Here is a 19,013-nt window from a genome sequence, read left to right as displayed (position 1 = left end):
GCGGCTCAAGCCGGCAGCGGACGGGACTGTGGGGTGGCGCTCGCAGCGCTGGTGCGCGGCAGGCGAGTCAGGCGCAGGGCATTGAGCACCACGGTCAACGAGCTGAGGGACATGCCGATCGCGGCCCAGATCGGCGTGATCCAACCGAGGGCGGCGAACGGCAACATCAGGCCATTGTATAGCCCGGCCCACAGCAGGTTTTCAATGATTACGCGGCGCGTGCGCCGCGCCAGGCTGAAAGCTTGTACCAGGGCGTCGAGGCGGTTGGACAACAGCACCGCATCGGCGCTGGTTTTCGCCAGGTCAGTGGCCGAACCCATGGCCACGCTGATATCAGCGGCGGCCAGTACCGGCACGTCATTCACGCCATCACCGAGCATCAACACCTTGCGGCCTTCCTTGTGCAACTGTTGCAGCACCAGCAGCTTGTCATCGGGGCGCAGGCCGCCATGGGCTTCGTCGATGCCCAGTTCGGCGGCGACGCTGGCGACCATCGGCGAGCTATCACCCGATAGCAGCAAGGTGCGCCAACCCCGCGCCTTGCACGCGGCCAGCAGCGCCGGTGCATCGCTGCGCAGGCGATCATCCAGGACAAACCAGGCCAGGGCGCCGCTGGTATCGCCCAGCAGCAACCATTGGCCAGCGTCTTGCGGCGATTGAGGAATCGCGCAGCCACTCAATTCACAGACAAAGCCGGGCTGGCCGATGCGCAGCAGGCGTTCGCCGACCCGGCCCTCGAGCCCCAGGCCCGGGGTGCTGAGCACTTCGTCAGCCGCCAGTGGGGCGCGGCCAAAGGCCCGGGCAATCGGGTGTTCGGAGCGGTTTTCGAGGGCGGCGGCCAGGGCCAGGGCCAGATCGCTGCTCATGCTGCCCAACGGCCGGATGGCACGCAGGGCCAGGCGGCCTTCGGTGAGGGTGCCGGTCTTGTCGAAAATCACCGTGTCGATCTGATTGAGGCCTTCGAGCACATGGCCGCGGGTCAGCAGCAGGCCGAGTTTGTGCAGGGTGCCGGTGGCGGCAGTCAAGGCGGTGGGAGTTGCCAGCGACAAGGCGCAGGGGCAGGTGGCAACCAGCATCGCCAGGACAATCCAGAACGCCCGAGAAGAATCCAGCTCCCACCACAGCAGGCCAATCAGCGCGGCGGCGATCAGCGAGCAGAGCAGGAACCATTGGGCGGCGCGGTCGGCGATTTGCGCCAGGCGCGGTTTTTCTGCCTGGGCCCGCTCCAGCAGGCGCACGATGGCCGACAAGCGGGTGTCATGGCCCAGGGCGCGTACTTCAACGGTCAACGCGCCTTCGACGTTGAGGGTGCCCGCGGTGACGGTGTCGCCGGCCTGTCGTGGTTGTGGCAGGTATTCGCCGGTAAGCAGCGACTCATCGATACTCGATTGGCCATCGAGGATCACCCCGTCTGCGGGCAGAATCGCGCCCGGGTGCACCAGCACTCGGTCGCCCAGGGCCAGTTCGGTGAGCAGGATACGATCGCTCTGGCCATCGGCTTTGAGGCGCAGGCACGAGGCTGGCAGCAGGTTGACCAGTTGGGCGGTGGCGGCAGCCGTGCGTTCCCGGGCGCGACGCTCCAGGTAGCGCCCGGCCAGCAGGAACAGCGCGAACATGCCCACGGCATCGAAATACAGCTCGCCCACCCCGGTGATCGCGGTCCAGATCCCCGCCAGGTAGGCGCCGCCAATGGCCAGCGAGACCGACACATCCATGGTCAGGTGGCGGGTGCGCAGGTCACGCATGGCGCCCTTGAAAAACGGTGCACAACTGTAGAACACGATGGGGGTGGTCAGAAACAGCGCCACCCAGCGCAGGATCTCGTGTAGCTCTGGGCTCAGGTCGATATTGAACTCCGGCCAGGTGGCCATCGTCGCCATCATCGCCTGGAACCATAGCAGGCCGGCCACGCCCAGTTGGCGCAAGGCCAAGCGGTTTTCACTGGCCAACTGTTCAGCGGCACGGTCGGCTTGATAAGGGTGGGCAGCGTAGCCGATATGGCGTAGCTCGCTGAGCACCTGGCTCAACGGCAATTGCCCATCGGCCCAGCGCACATGCAGGCGGTGGTTGGACAGGTTCAGCCGCGCCTCGGCCACGGCCGGCAGGCTGCGCAGGTGTTTCTCGATCAGCCAGCCACAGGCGGCGCAACTGATGCCTTCCATCAACAGCGTGGCTTCGGCCAGGTCGCCGTCGTGGCGCACGAAAGGCTTTTGCACATCGGCGCGGTCGTACAGCGCCAGCTCGTCGACCAACTGCACGGGCAACGCCTCTGGGTTGGCTGAGGCCTCGCTGCGGTGTTGGTAATAGCTTTCCAGCCCACCTGCGACAATTGCTTCGGCCACCGCCTGACAGCCCGGGCAGCAGAGCTCGCGGGGCTCGCCGAGGATCACCGCAGTGAAGCGGCTGCCGGGCGGGACGGGGAGGGCGCAGTGGTAGCAGGGGATTGGGGTGGTCATGGTTTTGGATCTGTGTGGGCGGGGAGGGCCTCATCGCGGGCAAGCCGGCTCCTACAAGGTTATCGCACACTCCCTGTAGGAGCCGGCTTGCCGGCGATGCGCGAAGCGCGGCTGTCAGTTCTTCAGGTCTTCAGCACCCTGCAACGGCTCGTCACCCAACTTCAGGTCGGTGCCATGGCTGACTTCTTCCTCTTCAAACATGCGCCAGGTCCTGTCGCCTTCCACCCCCAACAGCTCGACGAAGCGCCGGCCTTCGACCTTGTCAGTGACCTGGCCGATATAGCGACCCGGCTCGCTCTCGCTGCGGGTGAGCATGACCTTGCGGTCTTTCTCCGGCTGGGTCGGCGAAATCAGGTTCAATTCCAGTGTGGTCGGCCCGCTGTTGCCGGTGAGGTGCAACTCGACTTCGCCGGTCAACTCATCCAGGTGCATCGTGGCGCGCATTTGCAGGGTCTGGGCCAGCAGTTCGCGGTCCAGGGAGCGGTTGATGCCCTTGCCCGCCTCGTAGTAGTTGTCGTTGACCAGGTTGTCCGGGTTGTTGACCGCGATGGTCACCATGGACAAGGTCAGCGTCACCGAGCAGGCCAGGATGGCAATGATGATCCAGGGCCAGAGGTGCTTGTACCAGGGGCTTGCGGCAGTTGCTACGGGCATTGTTCTGCTCTCTTTTAACGAATTTGTGGGCCGATGAACCGGCTCTTGGCTTCAACGTGGACGCTGTCATCATCAGCATCCTTGAGGATGAATTTCACCTCGTTGGTGGACGACGGCATTTGTTCCGGCGCGCTCGACAGTTCCACCGGCATGGTGAAGATTTCCCCGGCGGCGACCTTGATCTCGCGCTTGCCTTGCAGCTTGAGGTCCGGCAGGCCCGTGGCGTCCAGCACGTAGGTGTGGTCGTGCTGGTCCTTGTTCATGATCTTCAGGCTGTAGACGTTCTCGATCCGCCCTTCGGCGTTTTCGCGGTACAGCACGCGGTCCTTGCTGACGTCGAAACCCACCAGCGAGCGCATGAAGAACGCCGCGGCCAGCAGGCTGATCATCGCCAGCAGCACCAGCGCGTAGCCGATCAGGCGCGGGCGCAGCTTGTGGGTCTTTTGCCCCGACAGGTTATGTTCGGTGGTGTAGCTGATCAACCCGCGAGGGTAATCCATCTTGTCCATGATGGTGTCGCAGGCGTCGATGCAGGCGGCGCAGCCAATGCACTCGATTTGCAGGCCGTCGCGGATATCGATGCCGGTAGGGCAGACCTGCACGCACATCGTGCAGTCGATGCAATCCCCCAGGCCCTGGGCCTTGTAGTCGACACCTTTCTTGCGCGGGCCACGCACTTCGCCGCGGCGCGGGTCGTAGGACACGATCAGGGTGTCCTTGTCGAACATCACGCTCTGGAAGCGCGCATACGGACACATGTAGATGCACACCTGCTCACGCAGCCAGCCGGCGTTGCCATAGGTGGCGAGGGTGAAGAAGCCGACCCAGAAGTACGACCAGCCATCGGCCTGGCCGGTGAAGAACTCGAACACCAGTTCGCGGATCGGCGAGAAGTAGCCGACAAAGGTCATGCCGGTGACAAAGCCGATCAGCAGCCACAGCGTGTGCTTGCTGAGTTTACGCAGGAACTTGTTGGCGCTCATCGGCGCCTTGTCCAGCTTGATCCGCTGGTTGCGGTCGCCTTCGGTGACCTTCTCGCACCACATGTAGATCCAGGTCCACACGCTTTGCGGGCAGGTGTAACCGCACCAGATACGCCCGGCGTACACCGTGATAAAGAACAGGCCAAAGGCCGAAATGATCAGGATCCCCGACAGCAGGATGAAATCCTGGGGCCAGAATGTCGCACCGAAAATGAAGAATTTGCGCTCTGGCAGGTTCCACCAAACGGCCTGGTGCCCGCCCCAGTTCAGCCACACCGTACCGAAGTACAGCAGGAACAAGCCGGCACCGCCGAGCATCCGCAGGTTGCGGAACATCCCGGTGAAGGCGCGGGTGTAGATTTTCTCCCGCGAGGCGTAGAGATCGACGGTGTCGCTGGTTTTTTTGGCAGGCGGGGTAACGTCATGTACCGGAATCTGGTTGCTCATCATTGCATCCCACGGCAGTGGAGATTTGCCTCGGCCAGTACGTGCCAGCCGGGGTCAAAATAGGGGTCTTGCAGTGGCGTAATGATACGCCTGTAGCACCGGTGAACGGGTGCGACCTTTGGTCGCGTTGGGGGAAATCAATTGATGGTGTACGTGACTTGAATCAATTGACAGCGTGAGTATGGACAGTTTTTCAGGGCCCGTAGGTCATTCGTCCCATGGGTTGATCAATGTCACACCGCTGCTTTGGAAGTCGGTGACATTGCGGGTGACCACGGTCAGGCCGTGAACCAGAGCGGTTGCGGCGATCAGCGCGTCACCTTCGTTAGCACGATCCGGCACATGCAGGCTGGCGCAGCGTAATGCCACGGCAGCGTCAATTGGCAGGATTCTGGCATCGAAGGCCGGCATGACATGGCGTTTGAGCCAGGTGCGCAAGACCTTGCCCTGCGCGGGGTCACGGCGCTCCATTTGCAGCACCCCAGTCTCCAGTTCTTTCAAGGTAATCGCCGAAATATACATACGCGGTGCGGCGACGGTTTTGGCCCAGGCCACCACATTTTTGTCGGCCTGGGGTTTGCGTAACTCGGAAATGACATTGGTATCGAGCAGATACATCAAGAGAGGTCCACGGGTCGATGGATAATCACGGCACGCTCGGTTTCAAACTCGATGTCCGCCGCTTCGGGCATCACCAACAGGTCAACGATATCGGCGTTGATGCCTGTCAATTTTTGGTAGTCCTCAATACTTAGCAGTACATGGGCAGGCTTGCCTCGGTCGGTGATAAAAACCGGTCCTTGGCGCGCGGCTTTTTTGGCACCGCTTGTGTCTTGGTTGAATTCGCGGCTGGAGATGGTCGTAATTGGCATGGGGCGCCTCCCAGTAGGGTGGGTGAATGTAGTTACGTTACTACGTCGCAGTGAAGCGCTACAAGCTTCAAGCTACAAGCGGTCGATGTGTTTCACCGGCAATAAAAAGCCCCTGTCACCGCTAGGGTGACAGGGGCTTTTTATTGCGGCTTGCCGCTTACTTCTGCTCTTGCTGCTCTTTGTGCGACAGGCTGTAAACATACGCCGCCAGCAAGTGCACCTTGTCATTACCCTGCAATTGCTCCTGCGCAGGCATCTGGCCCTGGCGGCCGTAACGGATGGTCTGCTGCAGTTGGGCGAAGCTGGAGCCGTAGATGAACGCGCCCGGGTGGGTCAGGTCAGGTGCGCCCATCGCTGGCGTACCTTTGCCGGCCGGGCCGTGGCAGGCCACGCAGTTGGCGGCGAACAGCTTCTCGCCGTTGGCTACGTCGGCCTTGGCGCCTTCCGGCAGCTTGCGGCCATCGAGGTTGGTCAGCACGAAACCGGCGACGTCAGCTACGCCTTGTTCACCGATCACTTCAGCCCAGCCCGGCATCACCGCGTGACGGCCCGCCATGATGGTGGCCTTGATGGTTTCCGGCTCGCCGCCCCAGCGCCAGTCGGCGTCGGTCAGGTTGGGGAAGCCATAGGCACCCTTGGCGTCGGAACCGTGGCATACCGAACAGTTGGAGGCGAACAGGCGGCCACCCATCTTCAGGGCTTGCGGATCCTTGGCCACTTCCTCAATGGGCATGGCGGCAAACTTGGCGAAGATCGGTCCGAACTTAGCGTCGGAGCGGGCCATTTCCTTTTCCCACTCGTGCACACCGGTCCAGCCGCTCTGGCCATTGGCGAACGGGGTTTGCTTCTCGTTGTCGAGGTAGGCATAACCCGGCAGCAGGCCCTTCCAGTTACCCAGGCCCGGGTACAGCACCAGGTAGCCCAGGGCGAAGATGATGGTGCCGACGAACAGCATGAACCACCACTTAGGCAGTGGGTTGTCGTATTCCTCGATGCCATCGAACGAGTGGCCAACCGTCTCGTCCGTTTGCTCGGCGCGCTGGCCCTTGCGGGTCGACAGCAACAGCCAGGTCAGGGCAAAAATGGTACCCAGACTGAGGACTGTGACGTACAGACTCCAGAACGTAGTCATTCTTTGTTACTCCTAGAAGCTTGCTCGACGTGCTTGATGGCTTCGGGATCATCCGCAAAAGGCAGCAAGGTCGCGTCTTCAAACTCTGACTTGCGCTTGGGGCTGAACACCCACAACGCCAGGCCGATAAAGGCCACCATCACGACAACGGTGCCCAGGCCTCGAATCATCCCGATATCCATTCAGATCACCGTTTGCTTTTGATGATGGTGCCCAGGCCTTGCAGATAGGCCACCAGCGCGTCCATTTCGGTCTTGCCCTTGACGGCTGCCTGGGCACCGGCGATGTCTTCGTCGGTGTAAGGCACGCCTAAGGTGCGCAAGACTTCCATTTTCTTGGCAGTGTCTTTGCCGTCGAGCTTGTTTTCCACGAGGAACGGGTACGCCGGCATTTTCGACTCGGGCACCACGTTGCGCGGGTTGTACAAGTGCGCACGCTGCCAGTCATCGGAGTAACGACCACCCACGCGGGCCAGGTCCGGACCGGTACGCTTGGAACCCCACAGGAACGGGTGGTCCCACACGCTTTCACCGGCAACCGAGTAGTGGCCATAGCGTTCGGTTTCAGCACGGAACGGGCGGATCATCTGCGAGTGGCAGCCGACACAGCCGTTGGCGATGTACACGTCGCGGCCTTCCAGTTCAAGGGCGGTGCGCGGCTTCATGCCTTCGACCGGCTTGTTGGTCACGTCCTGGAAAAACAGCGGAACGATCTGGGTCAGGCCGCCGATACTCACGGCGATGACCATGAAGAAGGCCAGCAGGCCGATATTCTTCTCGACTACTTCATGCTTCATCAGTGAGCTCCCACGACGGCGATCTTGGTGGCGGCTTCAGCCTCTACAGGGTTGGAGGCACGCACGGTGCGCCACACGTTGTAGGCCATGAACAGCATGCCGCTGGCGAAGAACGCACCACCGAGGGCACGTACGATGAAGCCAGGATGGCTGGCTTGCAGCGCTTCAACGAAGGAGTAGGTGAGGGTGCCGTCATCGTTGATTGCACGCCACATCAGGCCCTGGGTGATGCCGTTGACCCACATCGAAGCGATGTAGAGCACGGTGCCGATAGTGGCCAGCCAGAAGTGGGTGTTGATCAGGCTGGTGCTGTGCATCTGCGCCCGGCCATAGAGCTTGGGAATCATGTGGTACAGCGCGCCGATGGAGATCATCGCGACCCAGCCCAGAGCGCCGGCGTGTACGTGGCCGATGGTCCAGTCGGTGTAGTGGGACAGCGAGTTGACGGTCTTGATCGCCATCATCGGCCCTTCAAAGGTCGACATGCCGTAGAACGCCAGCGATACCACCAAAAAGCGCAGGATCGGGTCGGTGCGCAGCTTATGCCAGGCGCCCGAGAGGGTCATCATGCCGTTGATCATGCCGCCCCAGCTCGGAGCCAGCAGGATGATCGACATGGCCATGCCCAGGGACTGTGCCCAATCCGGCAGTGCGGTGTAGTGCAAGTGGTGGGGACCGGCCCAGATATACAGGGTGATCAGCGCCCAGAAGTGCACGATGGACAGGCGATAGGAGTAGATCGGACGCTCGGCCTGTTTCGGCACGAAGTAGTACATCATCCCCAGGAAGCCGGTGGTCAGGAAGAACCCTACGGCGTTGTGGCCGTACCACCACTGGATCATCGCATCGGTCGCACCGGCGTAGGCCGAGTAGGACTTGAAGAAACTCACCGGCAGGGACGCGTGGTTGACGATGTGCAGCATCGCCGTCACCACGATGAAGGCACCGTAGAACCAGTTGCCGACGTAGATGTGCTTGGTCTTGCGCTTGACGATGGTGCCAAAGAACACGATGCCGTAGGTCACCCAGACGATCGCCAGAAGGATGGCAAGGGGCCATTCCAATTCCGCGTATTCCTTGGTGGTGGTGAAGCCCATTGGCAGGGTGATGATGGCGCCGACGATTACTGCTTGCCAGCCCCAGAAGGTGAAGGCGGCGAGGCCGTCGGAAATCAGTCGCGTCTGGCAGGTTCGCTGCACGACATAGTAGGAAGTGGCAAACAGTGCACATCCGCCGAAGGCGAAGATCACCAGGTTGGTGTGCAGTGGGCGTAGGCGTCCAAACGTCGTCCATGGCAAGTCGAAGTTCAACTCCGGCCAGACCAGTTGCGAGGCGATGAAGACACCGAGCCCCATGCCAAGGATCCCCCAGACCACCGTCATGATGGCGAACTGGCGGACTACCTTATAGTTATAAGCAGTCGGACTGATTGCTGTGCTCATTCTAAGGTTCCACGGTTTAGGTGTTTTATTAGGATAAAAATCGGCCGCAAGTATGGACAATGCGAAGTGCCATTGCAACGTAACGCTGACCTGCGTCAATGCGTTTCAAGCCAGATTCTGCGCCCTTTCCCTATTTAGCGTAAGGACAAAATCAAAAATGAAAAGCTGACGGGTTGGACAGGAATTTTGAGGGGGCGCAGGTACTTGCAACGCGATGCGTAGGGACACGTTGCCAAGGTGACGAATGGTCGGTGGCGCGACAGCCGGTAACTGTCAGCCCTTGCGCCTGTCACCCTGCTGGAATGTCTGACTCATCGAGTGCAAGTCGAGCTGCGGCCGATCAACGCCGGCCCACTGTCGAAACAAGCGTAGACCCGATTGGCGAGAGGGGAAAGGTGTGCTTTAGAAGGGTGTGACAATCTGGCGCAGGGCGCAGCGGTTAATAGCGAGCTGCAAGCGGCAAGTTTGAAGCGGGGAGGGAGAGGGTTGAAAAGGCTGCAAGAGCCGAGTTGAGAACTCTTCTCTTGCAGCTTATTGCGTGAAGCTTACTTCTGATCTTTCTGCGACAGGCTGTAGACGTAGGCCGCCAGCAGGTGGACCTTGTCGTTGCCTTGCAGCGCTTCCTGCGCCGGCATCTGGCCTTGGCGGCCATGGCGGATAGTCTGTTGCAACTGCGCAAGGCTGGTGCCGTAGATGAAACCGGCAGGCTGCGTCAGGTTCGGCGCGCCCATGGCTTCAACACCGTGGCCTTCTGGGCCGTGGCACGCCACGCAGGTGGTATCGAACGCTTGTTTGCCAGCAGCCAGGTCGACTTTGCTGTCAGCCGGCAGCGGCAACTTGGCCAGGTCGTGACGCACGTAAGCGGCGACGTTTTTCACCCCGTCTTCACCCAGCACTTCACCCCAGGCCGGCATCGCGGCATGGCGACCGTTCATGATGGTCAGCTTGATTGCATCAGCCGAACCACCCCAGCGCCAGTTGTCGTCCGCCAGGTTCGGGAAGCCGTAGGCGCCCTTGGCGTCGGAGCCGTGGCACACCGCGCAGTTGGAGGCAAACAGGCGGCCGCCCATTTTCAACGCTTGCGGGTCCTTGGCCACTTCTTCCACGGGCATGGCGGCGAATTTGGCGAAGATCGGCCCAAACTTGGCGTCGGCCTTGGCCATTTCCTTGTCCCATTCCTTGGTCTGGGTCCAGCCGTCTTCATAGCCCGGCAATACGCCTTTCCAGTTGCCCAGGCCCGGATAGAGGATCAGGTAGCCGACGGCAAACACGAGGGTGCCGGCGAACAACATGAACCACCATTGGGGCAGGGGGTTGTCGTACTCCTCAATCCCGTCGAACGCGTGGCCCATGGTCTGGTCGACGCTGCCCTTGGTCTCGCCCTTGCGGGTGCCGAACAACAGCCAGGTCAGGCCGATCAGGCTGCCCAGGGTCAGTACACAGATCCATGTACTCCAAAAGGTAGTCATGGCCGAATGCTCCTTGTTACAGGCTCTTCTTGAGCGTCGGATGGGGTGCCAATGGCGTCAGGCTTAGGCTCATCGGCAAATGGCAGCAGGCAGGCCTCGGCGAACTCCGGGTTGCGCTTGGAGTTGAACACCCACAGCGACAGGCCGATGAAGGCAATTGCCACCACCAGCGTGCCGAGGCCGCGGATCATTCCGGTATCCAGTTCAAAACCCATGGTTCACCTCTTGCTCTTGATTGCAGTGCCGAGCACTTGCAGATAGGAGACCAGGGCGTCCATTTCGGTCTTGCCCTTGAGGCTGTCCACGGCCGCGGTGATGTCCGCGTCGGTGTACGGCACGCCGAGGGTACGCATGACCTTGAGCTTGGTTTCGGTGTGGCTGCTGTCGACCTGCGCGGTGACCAGCCAAGGGTAGGCCGGCATCTTCGACTCAGGCACTACGTTGCGCGGGTTGTACAAGTGCGCGCGGTGCCAGTCGTCGGAGTAGCGGGCGCCAACCCGGGCCAGGTCCGGACCGGTACGCTTGGAGCCCCACAGGAACGGGTGGTCCCAAACGCTTTCGCCGGCGACCGAGTAGTGGCCATAGCGTTCGGTCTCGGCGCGGAACGGCCGGATCATTTGCGAGTGGCACTGTACGCAGCCTTCGCGGATGTAGATGTCACGGCCTTCCAGTTGCAGCGCGGTATAGGGCTTCATGCCTTCCACCGGCTTGTTGGTCACGTCCTGGAAGAACAGCGGGACGATCTGTGTCAGGCCGCCGATACTCACGGCCAGCACCATCAGCAGCATCAGCAGGCCGACGTTCTTTTCAATCGTTTCGTGTTTCATCATCGACTCCTCAGGCCATCTGCGCCGCAGCGGCTACTTCGGCAGGTTGTGCCGAACGCACGGTGCGCCAAGTGTTGTAAGCCATCAGGAACATGCCGCTGAGGAAGATCGCACCGCCCACCAACCGCACGATGAAGCCTGGGTGGCTGGCCACCAGGGTTTCGACGAAGGAGTAGGTCAAGGTGCCGTCTTCGTTGACCGCACGCCACATCAGGCCCTGGGCAATGCCGTTGACCCACATCGAAGCGATGTAGAGCACGGTGCCGATGGTAGCCAGCCAGAAGTGCGCGTTGATCAGGCCGAGGCTATACATCTGCTCGCGACCGAAGACTTTCGGGATCATGTGGTACAGCGCGCCGATGGAAATCATCGCCACCCAACCCAGAGCGCCGGCGTGTACGTGGCCGATGGTCCAGTCGGTGTAGTGGGACAGGGCGTTGACCGTCTTGATCGCCATCATCGGACCTTCAAAGGTCGACATGCCGTAGAACGCCAGCGATACCACCAGAAAGCGCAGGATCGGGTCGCTGCGCAGCTTATGCCAGGCACCCGAGAGGGTCATCATGCCGTTGATCATGCCGCCCCAGCTTGGCGCCAGCAGAACCAGCGACATCACCATGCCCAGGGACTGTGCCCAGTCCGGCAGCGCGGTGTAGTGCAAGTGGTGAGGACCGGCCCAGATGTACAGGGTGATCAATGCCCAGAAGTGCACGATGGACAAGCGATAGGAGTAGACCGGACGCTCGGCTTGTTTCGGCACGAAGTAGTACATCATCCCCAGGAAGCCCGCGGTGAGGAAGAAACCTACGGCGTTATGGCCGTACCACCACTGCACCATGGCATCCGTCGCACCACCGTAGAGGGAGTAGGACTTGGTCAGGCTGACCGGGATTTCCAGGTTGTTGACGATATGCAGGATCGCCACGGTGATGATGAACGCACCGAAGAACCAGTTACCGACGTAGATGTGCTTGGTGTTGCGCTTGGCCACGGTGCCGAAGAACACGATGGCGTAGGCGACCCAGACGATGGTGATCAGGATGTCGATCGGCCATTCCAGCTCGGCGTATTCCTTGGAACTGGTGTAGCCCAATGGCAAGCTGATTGCCGCCAGCAGGATCACCAATTGCCAGCCCCAGAAGCAGAACGCGGCGACTTTCGGCGCGAACAGCTGGGTCTGGCAGGTGCGTTGCACCGCGTAGAAGGAGCTGGCAAACAGCGCACAGCCACCAAACGCGAAAATCACCGCGTTGGTGTGCAGTGGGCGCAATCGACCGAAACTGGTCCAAGGCAGGTTGAAGTTGAGTTCGGGCCATACCAACTGGGCAGCGAGAAAAACCCCGAGCCCCATGCCGACGATGCCCCACACCACCGTCATAATGGCGAATTGGCGGACCACCTTGTAGTTATAGGCGGTACTTAAAGTAGTGTTCATGGTTCCCCATCCACGGTTCAACCCAAGCAGATGCGGCACTTGGGCTGGAGTTATAGGCAGACTAAAAAGCGAGGCAAGCATGGGCAAAGAGCACAAGGCCAGTATTGACGGGGATCAATGGGCGCAGTGTGTGCGTGAACAGGGTTGGTTATGGAATGCGGCCACGCGCGTTGGCGCAGGCCCCTCACCGACGCTGATCCTCGCCCACGGAGCCGGTGCGCCGATGGACTCGGGCTTTATGGACGACATGGCTGCACGCCTTGCCGGGCATGGCGTGAACGTGTTGCGCTTCGAGTTCCCGTACATGGCCCAGCGCCGTGTGGACGGCGGCAAACGCCCGCCGAATCCGGCGCCGAAACTGCTGCAATGCTGGCGCGAGGTATATGCCCAGGTGCGACGTCATGTCGCTGGGCCCCTGGCGGTGGGCGGCAAGTCCATGGGCGGGCGCATGGCCAGCCTATTGGCCGATGAATTGGCCGCTGATGCTCTGGTATGCCTGGGTTATCCGTTCTATGCGGTGGGCAAGCCGGACAAACCCCGGGTCGAGCACCTGGCCGGGCTGAAGACGCCGGCGTTGATTGTGCAGGGCGAGCGTGATGCGCTGGGCAATCGGGCGGCGGTGGAGGGTTATGTGCTGTCGCCGAGCATCGAGGTGATGTGGCTGGTGGCAGGGGATCATGATTTGAAGCCGTTGAAGGCTTCTGGGTTTACCCATGAGCAGCATCTGGAAGCTGCGGCGGTGAAGGTGGCTGGGTTTCTCGGCGCCTGTTAGGGCCTCATCGCAGCATAGGTATCTACACAATTTTGCTGCATCGCATAAAGCCAAGCAGATAGGGCTGTTGTGGCGAGCGGGCTTGCCCCGCGCCGGGGTGCGAAGCAGCCCCAGTAAGCTGTATGCGGTGTATCAGATACTCCGTAGTGGCTGGTTTTGGGGCTGCTTCGCACCCCAGCGCGGGGCAAGCCCGCTCGCCACAGGAGAGATCGTCAGTTTCTGAAAGTTGTGTAGATACCGATGCCCATCGCAGGCAAGCCAGCTCCCACATTTTGATGTGTGAATACATTCAAAATGTGGGAGCTGGCTTGCCTGCGATAGCGTGCTAACGGTTAAACCGCTCCACCAGCGAATACTGGGTATTGGCCGTATGGGTCAGCTCTTCACTCAACTGCGCCGAATTCAACGCCTGCTCCGACGTCTGGTCCGCCAACAGCGCAATGGTGCTGATATTGCGGCTGATCTCCTCGGCCACCGAGCTTTGCTCCTCGGTCGCGGCGGCGATCTGGGTGGTCATGTCAGTGATATGCGCCACCGCCTCGCTGATTCCCACCAGCGCTGCGTCCGCTTCCATTACCCGCGCCACACCTTCTTCAGCCTGGCGATGCCCGGCGTCCATGGTCTGCACGGCGGTGCTGGCGGTCTGTTGTAGCTTGGCGATCAGGGCATGGATCTGCCCGGTGGACTCGCTGGTACGTTGCGCCAGTTGCCGCACTTCATCGGCCACCACCGCAAACCCGCGACCCATTTCGCCGGCACGGGCCGCTTCGATGGCTGCGTTCAGGGCCAGCAGGTTGGTCTGGTCGGCAATACCCTTGATCACATCCACCACGCCGCCGATCTCGTCGCTGTCCTTGGCCAGTTGGGTCACGGTCACGCCGGTTTCCCCGACCACCACCGACAGGCGCTGGATGGCTTCACGGGTTTCGCCGGCGATATCACGCCCGCGCCCGGTCAGGCGATTGGCTTCCTGGGTCGCATCGGCCGTGCGCTGAACATGGCTGGCGACTTCCTGGGTGGTCGCGGCCATCTGGTTGACGGCAGTGGCGACCTGCTCGGTCTCCACGCGCTGGCGTTCCAGGCCGGTAGAACTGTTGTGGGCCAGGGTGTTGGATTGACGCGCCTGCTCGTTGAGGTGCTCGGCGGTGTCCTGCAGACGGGTCAGGCAGGTCTTCAGGCGGGCTTCCTGGCTGAGGATCGACATCTCCAGGCGTGCTTGCGCGCCACGGCTGTCGGTGTACATCTGTGCGATCAGCGGGTCGGAAGTGGTCTGTTCGGCCAGGCGCAGCAGGCGCTTGAGGCCCCGCTGTTGCCAGCTCAGGCCGAGCAGGCCCAGTGGCACTGACAAGGCAGCGGCCAAGGCAAAGCCCCAATGGGAATTGAGCCAGATGCCAATCAGGAAACTCAGTTGGCTGACCATGATAAACGGCAGCCAGTCCTGCAACACCGGCAGCCATTTATCACTGCGCGGGATGGCCGACTTGCCTTGGTTGATACGCTGGTACAGCGCTTCGGCACGGCGGATCTGTTCGGCGGTCGGCTTGACCCGTACCGATTCGTAGCCGATCACCTGCTCGCCGTCGAATACCGGGGTCACATAGGCGTTGACCCAGTAGTGATCGCCGGTCTTGCAGCGGTTCTTGACGATGCCCATCCATGGCAAGCCTTGTTTGAGCGTGGTCCACATATGCGCGAACACGGCCGCCGGCACATCCGGGTGACGAACCAGGTTGTGCGGGGCGCGCATCAGTTCATCCCGGGAAAACCCACTGATCTCGACAAACGCATCGTTGCAGTAAGTGATCACGCCTTTGGCATCGGTCGTGGAGATCAACCGTTGTTGAGCGGGGAAGGTACGTTCGCGCTGGGTAACGGGTTGGTTATTACGCATGATTGATCAATCCGCAAGGCTTTGACAGGTTGTCGGCCAATGCGGGGGTTTATTTAACTTATTTTTGCAATAATCCGCGCCAGCGAAAGCTCCTGCCGGCGCAGTCTCAGCGCTGGCGATCAGGCCAGCATCGGGTAGGTGAAGAGCCCGAAATGCAGCAGATTCAAACCAAAGTGCGTAGCAATCGCCGCGCCCAGGCCGCCGAAACGGTAGGCCAGGCCATAACCCGCGCCGGCAATACTGGCCAGCAGCACCCATTGCCAGCCCGCGCCCACATGCACCAGGCCAAACAGCAGCGAAGCCAATAGCAAGGCGAGGTTTTCGCCGTAGGGCATTTGCTTGAAGCGCCGGCTCAGGCCGCCCTGGATATAGCCGCGAAACAACGCTTCCTCAACCAGGGTCACCAGCAACAGGTTATTCAACACCCAGAGCCAGGCCTGGTCTGGCCATTTGGGGGCCCAACTGATGATGCCCAGCAGTACCGCGCCACCCAGGGCGGCGATGGTGGTCAGGGTCAAGGCCAGCGCGGTGGCGTAGATCGACAGGCGCAACGGGCGGCGGGCGACGATCCACGGGCAGGCGAGTAGCAGCCAGAAGCCAATCAGTGGTTTGTCCTGGTTCAGGTACAACGAAAAGGGCACGGCGTCGGCGGTGAAACGCTGGGGGTCGATGGCGCGACCGTTTTGGAAGCCGGGTAGCCAGTGCATCGCCAGGCCCAGGGCCAATGCGATGAACAGGCCATGGCCAAGGTAGCGCGCCCATGGGACGTGCTGTTGGCGTATGGCGTAACCTGCGACCAGCAGTAGCCCGATGGAGGCCCCTGCCAGCAAACCCAGTTGCCCGTAGGTCAGGGCCAATCCATAGCCAATGGAAAGAAGGGCCAGGTACAGCCAGGGCAAAGCGGGCATAAAAAATCCTTGTGACGGTCAACGTGACGCAATTGCTTGATGTAGCAGCCGGTAAGCCGGCGCCTACAAATGAGGGCGCGGATTATAGCGACAGTTGCAGGCGGTAAAAATGAAAACACCGCCCGAAGGCGGTGTTGGGTCTGGCTTGCTGCGTTATGAAGCAATCAACTGGCGCAGTACGTAATGCAGAATCCCCCCCGCCTTGAAGTATTCAACTTCATTGAGGGTATCGATCCGGCACAGGACCTCGACTTTTTCGCTGCGGCCGTCTTCGCGGGTAATCACCAGCGTCAGGTTCATGCGTGGTTCGATATCGGCATCGGTCAGGCCGAGAATATCGATCTTCTCCTTGCCGGTCAGTTGCAGCGCCTTGCGGTTCTGGTCCAGTTTGAACTGCAATGGCAGCACGCCCATGCCCACCAGGTTGGAACGGTGGATACGCTCGAAGCTCTCGGCAATCACCGCCTTGACGCCCAGCAGGTTGGTGCCCTTGGCGGCCCAGTCGCGGCTGGAACCGGTGCCGTACTCCTGGCCGGCGATCACCACCAGCGGCGTGCCGGACGCCTGGTATTTCATGGCGGCGTCGTAGATCGGCATCTTCTCGCCGGTGGGGATATAGAGGGTGTTGCCGCCTTCTTCGCCGCCGAGCATTTCGTTGCGGATCCGGATGTTGGCGAAGGTGCCGCGCATCATCACTTCATGGTTGCCGCGGCGCGAGCCATAGGAGTTGAAGTCCCGTGGTTCCACGCCCTGTTCGCGCAGGTAGCGGCCGGCCGGGCTGTCAGCCTTGATGTTGCCGGCCGGGGAGATGTGGTCGGTGGTCACCGAATCACCAAGCAGGGCCAGGATGTTGGCGCCTTGCACATCCTTGATCACCGGCAAGGGGCCGGCGATGTCGTCGAAGAAGGGCGGGTGCTGGATATAGGTGGAGTCTTTTTGCCACACATAAGTCGCGGCCTGCGGCACTTCAATGGCTTGCCACTGTTCGTCACCGGCAAACACCTCGGCGTATTCCTTATGGAACATGCTGGTGCTGACCTGGGCCACCGCGTCGGCGATCTCCTGGCTGCTGGGCCAGATATCGCGCAGGTATACCGGCGCACCATCCTTGCCGGTGCCCAAGGGCTCGCTGCTGATATCAATGCGCACGGTCCCGGCGAGGGCGTAGGCCACCACCAGGGGCGGCGAGGCCAGCCAGTTGGTTTTCACCAGGGGGTGCACGCGGCCTTCGAAGTTACGGTTGCCGGACAGCACCGACGCCACGGTCAGGTCGGCTTTCTGGATGGCTTTCTCGATAGGCTCCGGCAATGGCCCGGAGTTGCCGATACAGGTGGTGCAGCCGTAACCCACCAGGTCGAAGCCCAGTTGGTCGAGGTACGGCGTCAGGCCGGCGGCGTTGTAGTAGTCGGTAACCACCTTGGAGCCAGGCGCCAGGGAGCTTTTTACCCACGGCTTGCGGGTCAGGCCCTTTTCCACGGCTTTTTTCGCGACCAGGCCGGCGGCCATCATCACGCTGGGGTTGGAGGTGTTGGTGCAGGAGGTAATCGCGGCGATCACCACCGCGCCGTTTTTCAGGCGATAGGTCTGGCCTTCGAAGTCGTAGTCGGCTTCGCCCACCAGGTCGGCATTGCCCACGGCGACACCGCCGCCGCCTTCGCTTTCCAGGCGGCCTTCTTCCTTGCTCGCGGGTTTGAACTGCAAGTCCAGGAAGTCACTGAACGCTTGACCCACATCTGGCAGCGAGACTCGGTCCTGCGGGCGTTTTGGCCCGGCCAGGCTGGCTTCGACGCTGGCCATGTCCAGCGCCAGGCTGTCAGTGAATACCGGTTCTTCACCGGCATTGCGCCACAGGCCTTGGGCCTTGGTATAGGCCTCGACCAGCTTGACCGTGGCGTCAGGCCGGCCGGAGAGGCGCAAGTAGTCCAGGGTCACTTCGTCCACGGGGAAAAAGCCGCAGGTGGCGCCGTACTCCGGTGCCATGTTGGCAATGGTGGCGCGGTCGGCCAGGGGCAGGTCAGCCAGGCCGTCGCCATAGAACTCGACGAATTTGCCCACCACGCCTTTTTTACGCAGCATTTGCGTGACTGTCAGCACCAGGTCGGTGGCGGTAATGCCTTCTTTGAGTTTGCCGGTGAGCTTGAAGCCGATCACTTCGGGGATCAGCATCGAGACCGGCTGGCCAAGCATCGCCGCTTCCGCCTCGATACCGCCCACGCCCCAGCCCAAAACGCCGAGGCCGTTGATCATGGTGGTGTGGGAGTCGGTGCCCACCAGGGTATCGGGGAAGGCATAGGTACGGCCGTCTTCGTCCTTGGTCCACACCGTGCGACCCAGGTATTCCAGGTTGACCTGGTGGCAGATGCCGGTACCCGGTGGTACCACGCTGAAATTATCAAAGGCGCTCTGGCCCCAGCGCAGGAACGCATAACGTTCGCCGTTGCGCTGCATTTCGATATCGACGTTTTGCTCGAAGGCGTCGGCGTTGCCGAACTTGTCGACCATCACCGAGTGGTCAATTACCAGGTCCACCGGCGACAGCGGGTTGATGCGCTGCGGATCGCCACCGGCCTTGGCCACGGCGGCGCGCATGGCGGCCAGGTCGACCACGGCGGGCACGCCGGTAAAGTCCTGCATCAGCACCCGGGCCGGGCGGTACTGGATCTCGCGGTCGGAGCGCCGCTCCTTGAGCCAGGCGGCAAGCGCCTTGAGGTCGGCGCCGGTCACGGTTTTTTCGTCCTCCCAGCGCAGCAGGTTTTCCAGCAGCACCTTGAGGGACATCGGCAACTTGTCCAGGTCACCCAGGCTCTTGGCGGCTTCGGGCAAGCTGAAGTAGTGGTAAGTCTTGCTGTCGACTTGCAGGGTCTTAAGGGTTCTCAGGCTATCAACGGATGACATTACATGACTCCTTATGGTCCGCACGGCTACGGAC

General features: G+C 61.4%; 17 protein-coding genes. 1 reads left to right on the top strand and 16 read right to left on the bottom strand.

From position 1 onward, the window contains the following. Nucleotides 1-5: 5 nt before the first annotated feature. From FIV38_RS07035 to ccoN (FIV38_RS06975), 13 genes are all read right to left on the bottom strand, one after another. Entirely contained in the window at nt 6-2,456 is a 2,451-nt protein-coding gene (locus FIV38_RS07035; protein WP_092231770.1) for a heavy metal translocating P-type ATPase, read from the bottom strand. Between the two features lie 114 nt (nt 2,457-2,570). Further along, nucleotides 2,571-3,110: a FixH family protein gene (locus FIV38_RS07030; RefSeq protein WP_029300032.1), complete on the bottom strand. Its 540-nt coding sequence runs from the start codon at nt 3,108-3,110 to the stop codon at nt 2,571-2,573. 14 nt (nt 3,111-3,124) lie between these two features. Beyond that, on the bottom strand, nt 3,125-4,540 hold the full coding sequence (gene ccoG / locus FIV38_RS07025; protein WP_092231767.1) for a cytochrome c oxidase accessory protein CcoG: 1,416 nt from the start codon (nt 4,538-4,540) through the stop codon (nt 3,125-3,127). A 207-nt stretch (nt 4,541-4,747) separates the two neighbouring features. Next, a complete protein-coding gene (locus tag FIV38_RS07020) occupies nt 4,748-5,158 on the bottom strand; it encodes a type II toxin-antitoxin system VapC family toxin (RefSeq protein WP_092231764.1) in 411 nt (136 codons plus the stop codon). Next, on the bottom strand, nt 5,158-5,412 hold the full coding sequence (locus FIV38_RS07015) for a type II toxin-antitoxin system Phd/YefM family antitoxin (RefSeq protein WP_092231761.1): 255 nt from the start codon (nt 5,410-5,412) through the stop codon (nt 5,158-5,160). Before FIV38_RS07015 ends, FIV38_RS07020 begins: the two co-directional genes overlap by 1 nt. 157 nt (nt 5,413-5,569) lie before the next feature. Further along, nucleotides 5,570-6,544: a cytochrome-c oxidase, cbb3-type subunit III gene (ccoP, locus tag FIV38_RS07010; protein WP_029300040.1), complete on the bottom strand. Its 975-nt coding sequence runs from the start codon at nt 6,542-6,544 to the stop codon at nt 5,570-5,572. Continuing rightward, nucleotides 6,541-6,726, bottom strand: coding sequence for a CcoQ/FixQ family Cbb3-type cytochrome c oxidase assembly chaperone (locus tag FIV38_RS07005; protein WP_003175465.1), 186 nt, complete (start codon nt 6,724-6,726; stop codon nt 6,541-6,543). The genes ccoP (FIV38_RS07010) and FIV38_RS07005 overlap by 4 nt, the downstream gene beginning before the upstream one ends. 5 nt (nt 6,727-6,731) lie before the next feature. Next, a complete protein-coding gene (gene ccoO, locus FIV38_RS07000; protein WP_029300047.1) occupies nt 6,732-7,340 on the bottom strand; it encodes a cytochrome-c oxidase, cbb3-type subunit II in 609 nt (202 codons plus the stop codon). After that, complete coding sequence (ccoN, locus tag FIV38_RS06995; RefSeq protein WP_057439486.1) at nt 7,340-8,782, bottom strand: cytochrome-c oxidase, cbb3-type subunit I; 1,443 nt, start codon at nt 8,780-8,782, stop codon at nt 7,340-7,342. Before ccoN (FIV38_RS06995) ends, ccoO (FIV38_RS07000) begins: the two co-directional genes overlap by 1 nt. Before the next feature lie 545 nt (nt 8,783-9,327). Continuing rightward, nucleotides 9,328-10,251: a cytochrome-c oxidase, cbb3-type subunit III gene (gene ccoP / locus FIV38_RS06990; RefSeq protein WP_029300050.1), complete on the bottom strand. Its 924-nt coding sequence runs from the start codon at nt 10,249-10,251 to the stop codon at nt 9,328-9,330. After that, complete coding sequence (locus tag FIV38_RS06985; protein ID WP_029300053.1) at nt 10,248-10,466, bottom strand: cbb3-type cytochrome oxidase subunit 3; 219 nt, start codon at nt 10,464-10,466, stop codon at nt 10,248-10,250. The genes ccoP (FIV38_RS06990) and FIV38_RS06985 overlap by 4 nt, the downstream gene beginning before the upstream one ends. A gap of 3 nt (nt 10,467-10,469) precedes the next feature. Continuing rightward, on the bottom strand, nt 10,470-11,078 hold the full coding sequence (gene ccoO / locus FIV38_RS06980) for a cytochrome-c oxidase, cbb3-type subunit II (protein ID WP_029300055.1): 609 nt from the start codon (nt 11,076-11,078) through the stop codon (nt 10,470-10,472). 10 nt (nt 11,079-11,088) lie between these two features. Beyond that, entirely contained in the window at nt 11,089-12,513 is a 1,425-nt protein-coding gene (gene ccoN, locus FIV38_RS06975; RefSeq protein ID WP_029300057.1) for a cytochrome-c oxidase, cbb3-type subunit I, read from the bottom strand. Between the two features lie 79 nt (nt 12,514-12,592). Here ccoN (FIV38_RS06975) and FIV38_RS06970 point away from each other — a divergent pair, with 79 nt between their 5' ends. Further along, nucleotides 12,593-13,285 carry an alpha/beta family hydrolase gene (locus FIV38_RS06970; protein ID WP_092231758.1) on the top strand — a complete coding sequence of 231 codons (693 nt, stop codon included), beginning with the start codon at nt 12,593-12,595 and terminating at the stop codon, nt 13,283-13,285. Between the two features lie 325 nt (nt 13,286-13,610). Here the strand turns inward: FIV38_RS06970 and FIV38_RS06965 are convergent, their stop codons facing one another. From FIV38_RS06965 to acnA, 3 genes are all read right to left on the bottom strand, one after another. Further along, nucleotides 13,611-15,176 carry a methyl-accepting chemotaxis protein gene (locus tag FIV38_RS06965; protein ID WP_029300060.1) on the bottom strand — a complete coding sequence of 522 codons (1,566 nt, stop codon included), beginning with the start codon at nt 15,174-15,176 and terminating at the stop codon, nt 13,611-13,613. A gap of 119 nt (nt 15,177-15,295) precedes the next feature. Continuing rightward, nucleotides 15,296-16,084 (bottom strand): CPBP family intramembrane glutamic endopeptidase, encoded by a 789-nt coding sequence (locus FIV38_RS06960; RefSeq protein WP_092231755.1) that lies wholly within the window; start codon nt 16,082-16,084, stop codon nt 15,296-15,298. A 153-nt stretch (nt 16,085-16,237) separates the two neighbouring features. Continuing rightward, a complete protein-coding gene (gene acnA / locus FIV38_RS06955; protein WP_029300063.1) occupies nt 16,238-18,979 on the bottom strand; it encodes an aconitate hydratase AcnA in 2,742 nt (913 codons plus the stop codon). Between the last annotated feature and the right edge of the window lie 34 nt (nt 18,980-19,013).

This window comes from Pseudomonas proteolytica, assembly GCF_007858275.1.
GTDB classification, from domain to species: domain Bacteria; phylum Pseudomonadota; class Gammaproteobacteria; order Pseudomonadales; family Pseudomonadaceae; genus Aquipseudomonas; species Aquipseudomonas proteolytica.
The sequence above is the reverse complement of the archived record's forward strand: the minus strand, read 5'-3'. Positions and strand labels throughout refer to the sequence as shown.

Bases quoted from the DNA above. Each gene is read 5' to 3' on its own strand.
- FIV38_RS07035 (WP_092231770.1), bottom strand. From the start codon at position 2,456: ATGACCACCCCAATCCCCTGCTACCACTGCGCCCTCCCCGTCCCGCCC.
- FIV38_RS07030 (WP_029300032.1), bottom strand. From the start codon at position 3,110: ATGCCCGTAGCAACTGCCGCAAGCCCCTGGTACAAGCACCTCTGGCCC.
- ccoG (WP_092231767.1), bottom strand. From the start codon at position 4,540: ATGAGCAACCAGATTCCGGTACATGACGTTACCCCGCCTGCCAAAAAA.
- FIV38_RS07020 (WP_092231764.1), bottom strand. From the start codon at position 5,158: ATGTATCTGCTCGATACCAATGTCATTTCCGAGTTACGCAAACCCCAG.
- FIV38_RS07015 (WP_092231761.1), bottom strand. From the start codon at position 5,412: ATGCCAATTACGACCATCTCCAGCCGCGAATTCAACCAAGACACAAGC.
- ccoP (WP_029300040.1), bottom strand. From the start codon at position 6,544: ATGACTACGTTCTGGAGTCTGTACGTCACAGTCCTCAGTCTGGGTACC.
- FIV38_RS07005 (WP_003175465.1), bottom strand. From the start codon at position 6,726: ATGGATATCGGGATGATTCGAGGCCTGGGCACCGTTGTCGTGATGGTG.
- ccoO (WP_029300047.1), bottom strand. From the start codon at position 7,340: ATGAAGCATGAAGTAGTCGAGAAGAATATCGGCCTGCTGGCCTTCTTC.
- ccoN (WP_057439486.1), bottom strand. From the start codon at position 8,782: ATGAGCACAGCAATCAGTCCGACTGCTTATAACTATAAGGTAGTCCGC.
- ccoP (WP_029300050.1), bottom strand. From the start codon at position 10,251: ATGACTACCTTTTGGAGTACATGGATCTGTGTACTGACCCTGGGCAGC.
- FIV38_RS06985 (WP_029300053.1), bottom strand. From the start codon at position 10,466: ATGGGTTTTGAACTGGATACCGGAATGATCCGCGGCCTCGGCACGCTG.
- ccoO (WP_029300055.1), bottom strand. From the start codon at position 11,078: ATGAAACACGAAACGATTGAAAAGAACGTCGGCCTGCTGATGCTGCTG.
- ccoN (WP_029300057.1), bottom strand. From the start codon at position 12,513: ATGAACACTACTTTAAGTACCGCCTATAACTACAAGGTGGTCCGCCAA.
- FIV38_RS06970 (WP_092231758.1), top strand. From the start codon at position 12,593: ATGGGCAAAGAGCACAAGGCCAGTATTGACGGGGATCAATGGGCGCAG.
- FIV38_RS06965 (WP_029300060.1), bottom strand. From the start codon at position 15,176: ATGCGTAATAACCAACCCGTTACCCAGCGCGAACGTACCTTCCCCGCT.
- FIV38_RS06960 (WP_092231755.1), bottom strand. From the start codon at position 16,084: ATGCCCGCTTTGCCCTGGCTGTACCTGGCCCTTCTTTCCATTGGCTAT.
- acnA (WP_029300063.1), bottom strand. From the start codon at position 18,979: ATGTCATCCGTTGATAGCCTGAGAACCCTTAAGACCCTGCAAGTCGAC.